At 65.9% G+C, this 13,215-nt stretch carries 13 protein-coding genes; 6 read left to right on the top strand and 7 right to left on the bottom strand.

The features are described from left to right. The first annotated feature begins 28 nt into the window (after positions 1–28). Both E8M01_RS22715 and E8M01_RS22710 read left to right on the top strand, forming a co-directional pair. On the top strand, positions 29–547 hold the full coding sequence (locus E8M01_RS22715; RefSeq protein ID WP_136962244.1) for a TRAP transporter small permease: 519 nt from the start codon (positions 29–31) through the stop codon (positions 545–547). Next, positions 544–1,863 carry a TRAP transporter large permease gene (locus tag E8M01_RS22710; protein WP_136962243.1) on the top strand — a complete coding sequence of 440 codons (1,320 nt, stop codon included), beginning with the start codon at positions 544–546 and terminating at the stop codon, positions 1,861–1,863. Before E8M01_RS22715 ends, E8M01_RS22710 begins: the two co-directional genes overlap by 4 nt. A gap of 24 nt (positions 1,864–1,887) precedes the next feature. On the opposite strand, the gene E8M01_RS22705 is transcribed toward E8M01_RS22710, so the two are convergent. From E8M01_RS22705 to E8M01_RS22685, 5 genes are all read right to left on the bottom strand, one after another. Beyond that, the gene (locus E8M01_RS22705; RefSeq protein WP_136962242.1) at positions 1,888–2,667 is read right to left on the bottom strand and encodes an SDR family NAD(P)-dependent oxidoreductase; all 780 of its coding nucleotides are present in this window, start codon (positions 2,665–2,667) and stop codon (positions 1,888–1,890) included. 154 nt (positions 2,668–2,821) lie between these two features. Beyond that, positions 2,822–3,679, bottom strand: a complete 858-nt coding sequence (locus E8M01_RS22700) for a PCC domain-containing protein (RefSeq protein ID WP_136962241.1) — start codon at positions 3,677–3,679, stop codon at positions 2,822–2,824. 20 nt (positions 3,680–3,699) lie between these two features. Beyond that, positions 3,700–5,340, bottom strand: coding sequence for an acyl-CoA synthetase (locus tag E8M01_RS22695; RefSeq protein ID WP_136962240.1), 1,641 nt, complete (start codon positions 5,338–5,340; stop codon positions 3,700–3,702). Next, complete coding sequence (locus E8M01_RS22690; protein WP_136962239.1) at positions 5,337–6,506, bottom strand: acetyl-CoA acetyltransferase; 1,170 nt, start codon at positions 6,504–6,506, stop codon at positions 5,337–5,339. Before E8M01_RS22690 ends, E8M01_RS22695 begins: the two co-directional genes overlap by 4 nt. A gap of 5 nt (positions 6,507–6,511) precedes the next feature. Then, entirely contained in the window at positions 6,512–7,390 is an 879-nt protein-coding gene (locus tag E8M01_RS22685; RefSeq protein WP_136962238.1) for an IclR family transcriptional regulator, read from the bottom strand. Between the two features lie 249 nt (positions 7,391–7,639). On the opposite strand from E8M01_RS22685, the gene E8M01_RS22680 reads away from it, so the two are divergent. From E8M01_RS22680 to E8M01_RS22665, 4 genes are all read left to right on the top strand, one after another. After that, the gene (locus tag E8M01_RS22680) at positions 7,640–8,653 is read left to right on the top strand and encodes a TRAP transporter substrate-binding protein (protein ID WP_136962237.1); all 1,014 of its coding nucleotides are present in this window, start codon (positions 7,640–7,642) and stop codon (positions 8,651–8,653) included. Between the two features lie 5 nt (positions 8,654–8,658). Next, positions 8,659–10,536 (top strand): TRAP transporter large permease, encoded by a 1,878-nt coding sequence (locus E8M01_RS22675; protein ID WP_136962236.1) that lies wholly within the window; start codon positions 8,659–8,661, stop codon positions 10,534–10,536. 8 nt (positions 10,537–10,544) lie between these two features. Continuing rightward, complete coding sequence (locus E8M01_RS22670; RefSeq protein ID WP_246088389.1) at positions 10,545–11,342, top strand: SDR family NAD(P)-dependent oxidoreductase; 798 nt, start codon at positions 10,545–10,547, stop codon at positions 11,340–11,342. A 310-nt stretch (positions 11,343–11,652) separates the two neighbouring features. Further along, entirely contained in the window at positions 11,653–12,222 is a 570-nt protein-coding gene (locus tag E8M01_RS22665) for a hypothetical protein (protein WP_136962234.1), read from the top strand. A 155-nt stretch (positions 12,223–12,377) separates the two neighbouring features. Here the strand turns inward: E8M01_RS22665 and crcB (E8M01_RS22660) are convergent, their stop codons facing one another. Both crcB (E8M01_RS22660) and crcB (E8M01_RS22655) read right to left on the bottom strand, forming a co-directional pair. Continuing rightward, positions 12,378–12,809, bottom strand: a complete 432-nt coding sequence (gene crcB / locus E8M01_RS22660; RefSeq protein ID WP_136962233.1) for a fluoride efflux transporter CrcB — start codon at positions 12,807–12,809, stop codon at positions 12,378–12,380. Continuing rightward, positions 12,806–13,189, bottom strand: coding sequence for a fluoride efflux transporter CrcB (gene crcB, locus E8M01_RS22655; RefSeq protein WP_136962232.1), 384 nt, complete (start codon positions 13,187–13,189; stop codon positions 12,806–12,808). The genes crcB (E8M01_RS22660) and crcB (E8M01_RS22655) overlap by 4 nt, the downstream gene beginning before the upstream one ends. Between the last annotated feature and the right edge of the window lie 26 nt (positions 13,190–13,215).

The following is a 13,215-nucleotide window of genomic DNA, read 5'->3' as shown; positions in this document are numbered from 1 at the left end:
TGCCAGCAGCCCTTGCCGAAAGTTCCCCATGAACCCGACAGACATTGCGCCGCCGAGCCTCTGGCGCCGGTTCACCGCGGCTTATTCAGCCCTCCTCTCCCATCTCCTGGTCGTCGCCGTCGCCATCCTGATCATCCCGGTCAGCCTGCAGATCTTCTCGCGTTATACCGACCTGATCCCGGCCTATATCTGGACCGAGGAAATGGCGCGCTTCCTGTTCATCTGGACGATCATGATCGGCGCGATGATCGGCGTGCGCGAATCGACCCATTTCGAGGTCGACCTGCTGCCGCAGCTGGGCCCGCGCGGCGAAGCGGTCGCCCGCATGCTCGGCCGCCTCGGCGTGCTGGCCCTGGCCCTGGTCTTCGTCTGGGCCGGCATCCAGTTCACCCGCTTCGGCTGGTACCGCATTTCCGAACTCGCGGAATTGCCGCTCTGGCTCATCCACATCGCCTGGCCGGTCATGGGGCTGACCTGGCTGGTCTTCCTCGGCGAACAGTTTGTCGACGATTTCAAAACCATCACCGGCAGGAGCGCCCAATCATGACCGGCGCTGTGCTTTCGTCCGGTCAGGCCGCCTTCATCTTGTTCGGTTGCTTCTTCGGCCTCTTGGTCCTGCGCGTGCCGGTCGCCTTTGCGCTCGGGCTTGCCTGCCTGCCGATCCTGGCGATCGAACCGCGGCTCGATTCCATGAGCCTGATGTCGGAAACCTTCAACGCCTTCAATTCCTTCATCCTTCTGGCGGTGCCGTTTTTCCTGTTGACCGCCAACCTGATGAACGTCGGCGGCATCACCGACCGGCTGATGAAACTGTCGCGCACCATGGTCGGTCATTGGCCGGGCGGCCTTGCCCAGATCAACGTCGTGCTGTCGATCTTCTTCGCCGGCATTTCCGGTTCGTCGACGGCGGATGCCGCCAGCCAGTCCAAGATCTTCATCGACGCACAGCGGCGCGAGGGTTATGACGACAGCTTCTCGGTCGCCATCACCGCGGTGTCGGCGGTGCTGGCGGTGATCATCCCGCCATCCATCCTGATGATCGTCTGGGGCGGCATCCTGACCACCTCGATCGGCGCGCTGTTCCTGGCCGGCATCATTCCCGGCCTGCTGATCGGCGTCGCCCAGATGGCCACCGTGCATGTCTATGCGACGAAGCGTGGCTATCCGACCTATCCGCGCGCGGCGTGGCGGGAATTCTTCTGCGCCTGCGCCCATTCCTTCCTCGCACTGATGACGCCCGGCATCATCATCGGCGGCAAGGTCTTCGGCTGGTTCACCGCCACCGAATCGGCCGCCATCGCCGTGCTCTATGCTGGCGTGCTGTCTCTGCTGGTCTATCGCGAGATGGACTTCAAGGGGCTCTATTCGGCGCTGCTCGACACCGGCAAGCTCGCCGGCATCGCGCTGTTCTGCGTCGGCACGGCAAGCTGTTTCGGCTGGCTCCTGGCCTATTACAAGATCCCCGAGGCGATCCTCTCCGGCGTGTCGGCGTGGAACATGGGTTTCATGGCCACCGGCTTCTTCATCGCCTTCGTCTTCCTGGTCGTCGGCTGCTTCCTGGATGCCATTCCGGCGATCATCATTTGCGGGCCGATCCTGGCGCCGCTCGCCAAGGCGGTGCAGATGGATCCGGTGCATTTCGCCATGGTCGGCATTGTCAGCCTGGCTTTCGGCCTGGTCACCCCACCTTACGGGCTGTGCCTGATGATCGCCTGCACGGTCGCCGGCATGCGGATGCGCGATGCCATCAAGGACACCATGATCATGTTGATCCCGATGCTCATGGTGCTGGCGCTGGTGATCGTCTGGCCGTCGGTGTCGCTGTTCCTGCCGAGCCTGATCTCGCCCGAATTCCTCCGGTGAGATCAGCCGGGACGGGCGCGCGGGTCAGCCGCGCGACTTGTCGTTCAGCCCGCAGGCGACGAAACCGCCATCCACCGCCAGGATCTGGCCGGTGATGTAGCTCGAACGCCTGGCATCGACCAGGAAGGCGACGGCCTCGCCGATCTCGGCGGGCGTGCCGTAACGCTCGAGCAGCACCTTGTCGTTCCACTGGTCGCGGATCGCCGAGGTGTGGACCTCAGCCACCATCGGGGTCTCGATCGGCCCGGGCGCCACGCTGTTGACCCGGATGCCGAAGCGGGCGAGTTCGACCGCCATGATGCGGGTGAGATTGACGATCGCCCCTTTCGACGAACCGTAGGCGGCGCGGCCGATATTGCCGGTCAGGCCGGACACCGAGGCGATGGTGACGATGGCACCGCCGCCCGAGGCGCGCATGGCGGCGGCGGCCGCACGCGCGATGATGAAGGTGCCGACCACATTGATCTCGTGGATGGTGCGGAACATGTCGGCGGTGGTGTCGAGGAACGGCACGTCGCGGCCGATGCCGGCCGAGGTCACCAGCCCGCGGATCGGGCCGACATCGCGCTCGGTCTCCTCGACCAGCCGTGCCATGGCCGCTTCGTCGGTCACATCGCCCTGAACCATGCGAAAGCGCCCGGCATGACCGGCGAGCGCCGTCTCGGCGGCGGCGAGCGCATCGGCGTCGCGGTCGGTGCCGACCACTTGCCAGCCCTGCTCCAAAAGGATCCCGGCAGTCGCCAGGCCGATGCCCGACGCCCCGCCGGTGACGATCGCCACGCGCACTTCCGGTGATGCCGTCATGGCCATTTCTTTCCCTCAGTCGTTGTTGTGCTTGATGAAATCGATCAACCGATTTCGGCCCATCGAGGGCTCGCGCCCTATGACGCTTGCCGGCCAAAACGAAAAAACGCTTATAAATCAACTCTCTCCCATAGGGAGAGGGCAGAACCCACCCTCACACCACCTCGAGCACGATCTCCACCGTCATCAGCACGGGGTTCTGCCCGCGCGCGAGCCGGCCCTCGGCGAGCCCGCCGGTATAGTCGACCAGCGCAACGTCGATCTCGGCCTGGAGCTCGCCGTCGGCGCCCGGCGCGATCGTCCCCGCGCGCACCGCCATTTCGGTGGCGAAAGGCTCGACGATCCGGCCGTCGTCGAAACAGGCGCCGATAATGCTGCCGACGCCACCATGCAGCCTGGCTTTGGCAATGCCATGGTCGCGGCAGAATTGTTCGAGCAGTCCGGCCATGTCGCGATTGGGCCTCAGCCTCATGGCGAAGACCCGCTGGCGGGCCGCCGTGCCGGCTGCCGGCCGGGCGACTGGCCCGAACAGCTTGAAATTGGTTTCAGGATCCGGCTCGGCGGTGAAGGCCGCGCCATCGAGCCCGATCGCCTCGACACGGCAGCGCTCGGCGACGACGGTTTCCTCCGGCAGGATATGGCCACCGTTCAAGCGCTCGTCGGCCTCCCGCCACAGCGCATGGCAATGGAAGAACGGTTTGTCGTCGCGGCTGCCGAAGGTCATCGCCGCCGATGTCAGCCGGGTGACGCCCGCGGGGCGAAAAGTGGGGCTGTAGAAGGCGGCATGATCGGGCGTTTCGGAGAGCGCCGGCATGACATAGGCAAAGGGCGACAAGGCGCCGTCCGATGCCGAGAGAACACCACTTTGATAGCCCCTGGCGGCGAAGCCCCGGCGCACCGCCTCGATGAGCGGCAGGCCGGCCTCGAGGTCGAAACTGAAGCTTTCGCCCCGGGCCTCGACCCATTGGATCGGCTCGGCTTGCGCCGGGCCTGGCTGAACGATCTGCCTCATCCTTCGGCCCTGCTCTGCCCTCACTGCTCTGCCCTCTTGGCAATCTGCTCGAGCAGGCCGCGGGCCTCCAGCTCGTCGCGCACCAGCCGCTTCGGCACCTTGCCGTAACCGGATTTCGGCAATTGCTCCCAGAAGAAGAAGCGCTTCGGCATCTTGTAGCGCGGGATCTTCGCGCCGAGGAACGCGGCGAGTTCCGCCTCGCTGACGGCCTGGCCGTCGCGCGCCACGCAGACCGCCACGCCGACCTCGCCCCAGACCGGATCCGGCACACCCAGAACGGCGACTTCGCCGATCGCCGGGTGAGTCAGGATCTTCTCCTCGACCTCGCGCGGATAGATGTTCGAGCCGCCGGAAATGTACATGTCGGAGGCGCGCCCGGTGATATAGACGAAGCCCTCATTGTCCATGTGGCCGAGATCGCCGGTGCGGAACCAGCCGTCGCGGAACGCCTTGGCATTGGCCTCGGGGTTTTCGTAATAGCCGGCGAACACCGCCGGGCCGATGACGCAGATCTCGCCGGTCTGAAACGGCTCGAGCTCGTCGCCGTCATCGCCCTGGATCGACACCTGCATGCCGGTGCGCTCGAAGCCGCAGGTGCCGATGCGCGCGCCCGGGCCGTCGTCCGGATCGTGCAGCGCCGGCGGCAGCACGGTGATGTTGCCGGTGACCTCGCCGAGGCCGAAATATTGCACCAGGACCTTGCCGAGCTTGGCGAGCGCAGCCTTCTGGTCCTCGCGATACATCGGCGCGCCGGCATAGATGATGTAGCGCAGCGACGAATGGTCGTGCTTGTCGACGGCCGGATGCTCGACCAGCATTTTCAGGATGGTCGGCACGGTGAAGATATTGGTGACCCGGTGGGTCTCGATCAGGCGGAAGGCCTCGTCGATATCGAAGCGTTCGGTCGGCAAGAGGATGGTCGGCACGCCGCGCGCCGCCTGGACCAGCTGATGCACGCCGGCGCCATGCGACAGGGGCGCGACCACCAGCGAGGCATCGCTCTCGGTGGTGCCGGGCATCAGATCGCAGAGGTGATTGGTGACGACGAAGGCCATCTGGCCATGGGTCAGCACCGCTGCCTTGGAGCGCCCGGTGGTGCCTGAAGTGAAAAAGAACCAGCAGGGATCATCGGCATCGACCGCCCGATTGGCGACCTGGGCGCCGTCATTCGCCGCGATCACCTCGTCCAGGCTCGTCTCGCCGAAAGCGCCCTCGCCGATCCGCCAGGTGAAGTCCAGCACCTTGCTCTCGGCCTTGACCGCCGCGGCATGCTCGGGAAAGTCACCATGGCAGAGGAAGGCCCTGGCGCCGGACGAGGTGCCGAGATAGGCGACCTCGTCGGGCATCAGGCGGAAATTGGTCGGCACCCAGACGGCGCCGAGCCGGAAGGCGGCGAACATCGACCAGAACATCTCGGCACAGTTCTTCGAATGCACCAGGATGCGGTCGCCCTTGACGATGCCGCGGGCGGCGAGGCCTGCGGCGAGCGCCGAGACGGCGGCGTCGATCTCCTTCCAGTTCCATTGCCTGCCGGCCCAGATGAAGCCTGGCCGGTCGCCATGGCGACGGGCGTTCTGGGTCAGGATATGGGCGAGGTTCATCACCCGGCGGCTCATCCGTGCGACGCCGCCGGCCGGTGCGGTTGCAATCTCGCCGCTCACTTGGAACGCTCCAGGATCGAGACGTAGTTGGCGACCGCGGCGCCGCCCATGTTGAAGACGCCGGCAAGCGAAGCGCCCGGCAATTGCATGTCGCCGGCCTCGCCCATCAGTTGCATCGCGGCCATGACATGTTGGGAAACGCCGGTGGCACCGAGCGGATGACCGCGCGACTTGAGGCCACCGGAAAGATTGACCGGCAGCCGGCCACCACGCGAGCTCTGGCCCTCGCGCGCCACCCGCCAGCCCTGGCCGGGCTCGGCAAGGCCCATGGCTTCGTATTCGATCATTTCGGCGACGGTGAAGCAGTCATGGGTCTCGACCAGGTCGAGATCGTCGATGACGATGCCGGCGTCCTCGCGCGCCTTGGTCCAGGCCCGCCGCGCGCCCTCGAAGGCCACCGGGTCACGCCGCGACAGAGGCAACATGTCGTTGACGTGGCGGCGGGCGCGGAACGAAATCGCCCGCTGCAAGGTCTGGGCGGTCTCCTCGTCGGCGACCACCAGGGCGGCGGCGCCGTCCGACACCAGCGAGCAATCGGTGCGCCTGAGCGGACCGGCAACCAGCGGGTTCTTCTCCGACACCGTATTGCAGAAGTCGAAGCCGAAATCCTTGCGCATATGGGCGAGCGGATTGGCCAGGCCATGCACGTGGTTCTTGGCGGCGATCATCGCGAGCTCTTCGCTGCGGTCGCCGTAACGCTGGAAATAGGTCTGGGCGATGCGGCCGAAAATGCCGGCAAAACCGGTGTCGCCGGCCTCTTCCTTGCGGTAGCAGGCGGTCAGCAAGATATCGCCGAGCTCGGCCGACGACGTCGCGGTCATCTTCTCGGCGCCGACCACCAGCGCGATCCGGCCGCGGCCGCTTTCGATGAAGTCGAGCGCCGAATAGAGTGCGGCCGAACCGGTGGCGCAGGCATTCTCCAGATGGGTCGCCGGCACATAGGCGAGCTCCGGCATGCTCAGCGCGACGAGCGATCCCTCGAAGGCCTGCTTGGCGAAGCCGTTATTGTAGACGCCGACGGTGATGGCATCGACATCGGCGGGGCCGACGCCGGCGTGGTTGAGCGCATCGGCGGCGACCCGGCCGATCAGGCTCTCGACATCAGGATCTTCCAGCTTGCCGAAGGGGGTGTGGGCCCAGCCCACGATCGCGGCCCGTTGAGCCATGATGGTCATCTCCTCTCATTGGGACGGCGCTGCGCGGCATGGGCCGGCGACACCGTCGCTGTTCTTGTTTCGCCTTTGGTCGCAAAGTCTTTCAGCCGCGCCTCCAGGCGCCTGACCTCGGTCTGCAGCAATTGCACCAGGTAGGCTTCGCGGTCCGGCTGCATGCGGCTCTCGATCGCGGCCAGCGACAGGCAGCCGTCGGGCCGCCCCTGAGCGTCACGCACCACCATGCCGATGCCCCATGAGCCTGGAAACAACAGGCCGCGGTTGAAGCCATAACCCTTGTCACGCGCCTCGCCGACGAGGTTGTCGAGAACCGGCCGGGTCAGCATCGGATAGCGTTCGGCCAGCAGCCCGGCATTGGCCTGCAAGGCCTGCTCGACCTCGGCATCGGGCAGCGCCGCGAGCAGCGCGATGCCGCCGGCGCCGGCGCCCAGCGGATGCCGGTCGCCGGCGGCCAGCACATGCGAGCGGATCGGATAGGGGCCATCCTCCCGGTGCAGGCAGATCACCACCCAGTCGCGCCGGACCTGGATGAAGGCCGCGTCGCCGGTGTCCTGGGCAAGCCTGGTCGCCCCTTCCAGGCCCAGGCGATGAATGCCGAAACGTTCGGCGGCCAGCGTGCCGAGCACATAGGTTTCGGGACCGAGGAAATAGCGCCGCGTCAGCGGATCCTGTTCGGCAAGGCCCGCGTCCATCAGCCCGATCAGGATCCGGCGGCAGGTCGGTTTGGTCAGCCCGGAGGCATCGACCAGCGCGGCCAGACCGGCGCCGGCAGCCCCATGACCAGCGACCAGCCGCAGCAAGGCGACGGCGCGCCCAATGCTTTGGGTGCCGGTTGGCTCCAGCTCGATCTCGCCGCGTGGATTTTCCACATGATCCATATTGTGGACCTGTCGCCTCGCTATTTGCCGTTGACAAGTCCGCGATTACGCGGCAACCGTCAACCGGAAAAATAAGATGGCCAATCCGGTCCAACATATGGACCCTTGACCACGCAGAAATCGCTGCCTGACAGGCGAATGAACAGGGTTGACGGCGGCAGCGCCTCGGTCCCTTCGTCATCAGGCAGATTTCAAGCTGGGGCCGCCTTGGTCAAGGGCGGCCACCGACATCCTGGGAGGATGAAGACGATGACCACTCTCTCTCGCCGCAGCTTCGCGGCCGGCACCAGCGCACTTGCCGTTTCGACCTTTGCCATCGGCAATGCCCGCGCCGCCGAATTCACCTATAAATATGCCAACAACCTGCCGCTCAGCCATCCCTTGAACATCCGCGCGCAGGAAGCCGCCGCCAAGATCAAGGAAGAGACCAGCGGCCGGTTCGAGCTGCAGATCTATCCGTCCAGCCAGCTCGGCTCCGACACCGATACGCTCGGCCAGATCCGCTCCGGCGCGGTCGACTTCTTCACCCTGTCCGGGCTGATCCTGTCGACCTTCGTACCGGCGGCCTCGATCAACGGCGTCGGCTTCGCCTTCAAGGACTACGACACGGTCTGGAAGACGATGGACGGCAAGCTCGGCGAATATGTCCGCGGCGAAATCGCCAAGGCGCGCTCGATCATTGCCTTCGAGAAGATCTGGGACAATGGCTTCCGCCATACGACCTCGTCGAACAAGCCGATCGTGACGCCGGCCGATCTCGCCAATTTCAAGATCCGCGTACCGGCTTCGCCGCTCTGGACCTCGATGTACCGGGCCTTCGGTTCGGCGCCGACCACGATCAATTTCAACGAGGTCTACAGCGCGCTGCAGTCGAAGGTCGTCGATGGCCAGGAGAACCCGCTCGCCATCGTCTCGACGGCCAAGCTCTTCGAGGTCCAGAGCTATTGCTCGCTGACCAACCACATGTGGGATGGCTTCTGGTTCCTGGCCAACCGCGCCAACTGGGAAGCCCTGCCGCAGGACATCCGGGCGGTCGTATCGAAACACATCAATGCCGCGGCGGTCGCCGAGCGCGCCGATGTCGCCAAGCTCGGTGACACCGTGCAGGCGGACCTCACCGCCAAGGGCATGAAGTTCAACACGGTCGATCCGGCGCCGTTCCGCGAAAAGCTGAAGGCCGCCGGCTTCTACACCGAGTGGAAGGGCAAGTTCGGCGACGCCGCCTGGGCGACGCTGGAAGCCTCCGTCGGCTCGCTCGGCTGACGCCGATGCAAACGGCCTCCGAGTTCGCGGCGCCTCTCGAAACGGGGGCGCCCGCGGCCCGGTCCTGGTTGGCGACCGCCGACCGGGTGCTGGGTTTCATCGTCGAGATCCCGGCAGCGATCCTGGTCGTCGCGGAAGTTGTCGTGCTCTTCTCCGGGATCGTCGCGCGCTATGTCCTGCACAAGCCGCTGATCTGGTCGGACGAGCTCGCATCGACCCTGTTTCTCTGGCTGGCCATGCTCGGCGCGGTGATCGCGCTCCGGCGCGGCGAACATATGCGCATGACCGCACTGGTCGCGCGGCTCAGTCCCGACAAGCGCGGCCTGTTCGATGCGCTCGCCGTCGCCGCCGGCCTCGGATTCCTCATCCTGGTCGCCGTGCCGTCCTATCACTGGGCCTATGAGGAAAGTTTCATCGTCACCTCGGCGATGGAAATCTCCAATGCCTGGCGCGCGGCGGCCTTCCCGATCGGCGTCGGCCTGATGATCGCCTTTTCGGTGATCCGGCTGGCCACCCGCACCAGCCTTGCCCATGCCGGGCTGGCGCTCGTGCTGGTCGCCGCGGTGATTGCCGGCTTCTGGTTCCTCGGCCCTGCGCTGAAGCCCCTCGGCAACTACAACCTCTTGATCTTTTTCGTCGGCGTCGTCGGCGTCTGCGTCTTCTCCGGCGTGCCGATCGTGTTCTCCTTCGCGCTCGCCACCTTCGGTTACCTGGCGCTGACCACGCGCGTGCCGACCATGACGCTGGTCGGTCGCATGGACGAGGGCATGAGCCATCTCATCCTGCTCGCCGTGCCGCTCTTCGTGTTTCTCGGACTGCTGATCGAAATGGCCGGCATGGCCAAGGCCATGGTGCGCTTCCTGGCGAGCCTGCTCGGCCATGTCCGCGGCGGCCTGTCCTATGTGCTGATCGGTGCCATGTATCTGGTGTCGGGCATTTCCGGCTCGAAGGCCGCCGACATGGCGGCGGTGGCGCCGGCCCTGTTCCCGGAAATGAAGGAGCGTGGCGCCAAGCCCGGCGACCTCGTGGCCTTGCTGTCGGCCACCGGCGCGCAGACCGAGACGATTCCGCCAAGCATTGTTCTGATCACCATCGGCTCGGTCACCGGCGTGTCGATCGCCGCTTTGTTCACCGGCGGCCTGGTGCCCGGCCTGGTGCTGGCGATCGGCCTCTGCTTCGTCGTCTCGCGGCGCTATCGCGACGATGACCTGAGCCAGGTCAAGCGCGCCCCGCTCTCGGAAATCCTCTGGAGCTTCGTCATCGCCCTGCCGGCGCTGGCACTGCCCTTCCTGATCCGCGCCGCGGTGGTCGAAGGCGTTTCGACCGCCACCGAGGTCTCGACCATCGGCATCGTCTATTCGCTGATCGTCGGGCTCCTGGTCTACCGCCAGTTCGACTGGTCCAGGCTCGGCACGATCCTGATCGACACGGCCTCGCTCTCGGGTGCCATCCTGATCATCATCGGGGCGGCCTCGGCCATGGCCTGGGGGCTGACCCAGTCCGGCTTCTCGCGCACCCTGGTCGAGATCATGACGCATCTGCCGGGCGGCGCCATCGGCTTCATGGCGGTGTCGATCGTCGCCTTCATCGTGCTGGGCAGCGTGCTGGAGGGCATTCCGGCGATCGTGCTGTTCGGCCCGCTCTTGTTCCCAATCGCCAAGCTCGTCGGCATCCACGAGGTCCACTATGCCATGGTGGTGGTGCTCGCCATGGGGCTCGGCCTGTTCGCACCGCCCTTCGGGGTCGGCTATTACGCCGCCTGCGCCATTGGCAAGGTCAATCCCGACGAGGGCATCCGGCCGATCTGGGCCTATATGCTGGCGCTGCTGATCGGCCTGATCGTGGTCGCCGCCGTGCCATGGTTCTCGATCGGCTTCCTGTGAGTGCTGCCATGCGCCTGAAAGATCGTGTCGCCATCGTCTTCGGGGCCGGTTCGTCCGGTCCCGGCTGGGGCAACGGCAAGGCCGCCGCGGTGACCTATGCGCGCGAGGGCGCCAAGGTGATCTCGGTCGATATGGCGGAGGCCGCGGCCGAAGAGACCGCTGCGATCATCCGCGGCGAAGGCGGCGAGGCCATCGCGGTCACCGCCGACACCACCAACCTCGCCGCGGTCGAAGCTGCGGTCCAGGCCGCGCTCGGCCGCTTCGGCAAGCTCGACATCCTGCACAACAATGTCGGCGTGGTGCTGCATGGCGGGCCGGTCGACCTCGACGAAGACGCGTTCCGGCGCAATCTCGACATCAATATCGGCTCGGTCTATCGCACCGCCAAGGCGGTGCTGCCGCATTTCATCGCGCAGAAGAGCGGTGTCATCGTCAATATCTCGTCGCTGGCCGCCATCCGCTGGACCGGTTACCCCTATTTTGCCTATTACGCCGCCAAGGCCGCGGTGAACCAGGCGACCGTCGCGCTCGCCCTGCAATATGCCCCGCACGGCATCCGCGCCAATTGCGTAATGCCCGGCATGATCGACACGCCGCTGATCTACAAGCAGATCTCCGGCCAATATGGCTCGATCGAGGAGATGGTCGCGGCGCGCGGCCGCGCCGTGCCGATGGGCCATATGGGCACCGCCTTCGATGTCGCCAATGCCGCCTTGTTCCTGGCGTCCGACGAAGCCAAGTTCATCACTGGGGTGAGCATTCCCGTCGACGGCGGCCAGAGCTGCGCGGTGCCGCTGCCGGTGTGAACCGCGCGAGTGGCACATAGCGAGTAGCGAATTCGATCCGGCCGCGTGGCACCGTCCTTTCGAATTCGATTCCAGCTTCGATCAAAAAATCAATCTCTTCAATGACATATATGGCTCGCCTGGAGTCCGGGCGAGAACGTGCTGACGCAGCGTTCCGCACGTGCCGGTTGCTTTGCCGCAATTTGACCACGTGCAAGGGATGCTCTGATCACCCGACCGGCCTGCCATGCAGGTTCGGTATGGGCGAATATGAAAACAGGATTTGACCATCCCGGACAAACGATCCGGACCAACAAGAAAGGTTGAAACCATGGGTATCGCCATTGCCGCCGAACGCCGCCTCCTGGCCGAAGACGAATATGAGCCGGTGGCCGCCAGCCATTATCCCGCGCTGGAAACCGCCAAGCGGGCAGACCTGATCGAGCTCGCCGGCTGGCTGCGCGAGCGGCGCGCCAAGGCAAGCGACATCGTCCGCGACCGCCGTCGCGTTCGCCGCGGCAAGGCCGAACCGCGCGGCGTGGCAGCCGAGGCGCCAAGCGAACTCGGCCAGTCCGCCAAGAAGCAGGTGTTCGCGCGGGCGCTGCGCCGGGTCAATGCTCGCCTCGAGCGGCTCGCCATCGAGGAGCGGCGCGGCCGGGGCTCGGCCCATCTGGCCGGGACGGTCGAGCGCAAGGCCAAGATGGCAAGCCCGCCTCCGAAACCGGCGCCCAAGACCGCCAAGGCCGACACGCCCAAAGCCGAGACGCCCAAGGCCGAGACGCCCAAGGCGACGGCGGCCAAGGAAACCGCCAAGCCGGCCAAGGCGGTGGAAGCCGGCAAGGCCGCTCGGGCAGCCCCCGCGGCCAAAAAGGCTTCAGCCAAGGACGCAAAGCCGGAATGACGGCAGGCCGGCTGAAGCTCTGAATCCAATCTAGGCGTCAGCCATTTCGCGAGCCCGAACAGGCTCTTGACGGAAAACGTGCAGTTCCCGGGCCGGTCAGGCAAACATGACCGGCCCTTTTTTTTCCGGCCGGTTTCACCGTCATTTGCCGATCGTTACCGGTTGATCCGCACGGCCAGCCCGAAACCAAACCAGGCGGCGGCGAGCGACAGCCCGACCACCGCCGCGAGATAGGCCAATGCGAGCGCGATGTCCCCCTCCAGCAGCAGGATGAAGGCGTCCAGACTCATCGCCGAGAAGGTGGTGAAGCCGCCGCAGAGCCCGGCCATGACGAACTGGCGGCTGGTGGCGCCAACGAGCAGGCGACCATCGGGCCCGGTCAGGGTGGCGAAGACCATGATCACGAAGGACCCGACCACATTGACGACGGCGGTCGTCACCAGCGCGCTGAGGCCCAGCGCCGAGACGATCAGCTCGCCCGACAGAAATCGCAACAGCGACCCGATCGCCGCGCCGCAGCCGACAGCCCAATAGACCTTCAAGGCGCGCATCCGGTCCGTCGCGCGGGTCGGGTTCACACCGGTCATGGCTTGACCGTCCAGAAGCCGATGGCGACGGCCGCAAGGCAAAGGCCGGCCGACAGGATGATGTTGAAGACCGCGGAACGGCGCTCGCCGGCGAGCGCAAGGTTGAGCGTCTGCAGGCAGAACGACGAGACCGTCGTATAGCCGCCGAGAAGGCCGACCACGACGAAATCACGGAACAGGTCGCCGGCAAAGATGCCGCCGGACGAGCGCGCCAGGCCGGTCGCGATTCCGATGAGAAAGGCGCCGGTGACATTGACGATCAGCGTGCCCCACGGAAAGGTCTCGCCGATCCGCCGCCCGACAATGCCGGACAGGGCGAAGCGCGAGACGCCGCCAAGGAAGCCGCCGACCAGCACGAGGAAACAAGCTGCGACGCTCATGAAAACCCGAGATCCCCGTGTTGCGG

It is taken from the genome of Phreatobacter stygius, assembly GCF_005144885.1.
Classification (GTDB): Bacteria; Pseudomonadota; Alphaproteobacteria; order Rhizobiales; family Phreatobacteraceae; genus Phreatobacter; species Phreatobacter stygius.
Note: the sequence above shows the minus strand (reverse complement) of the source record. Positions and strands in the feature narration are given on the sequence as shown.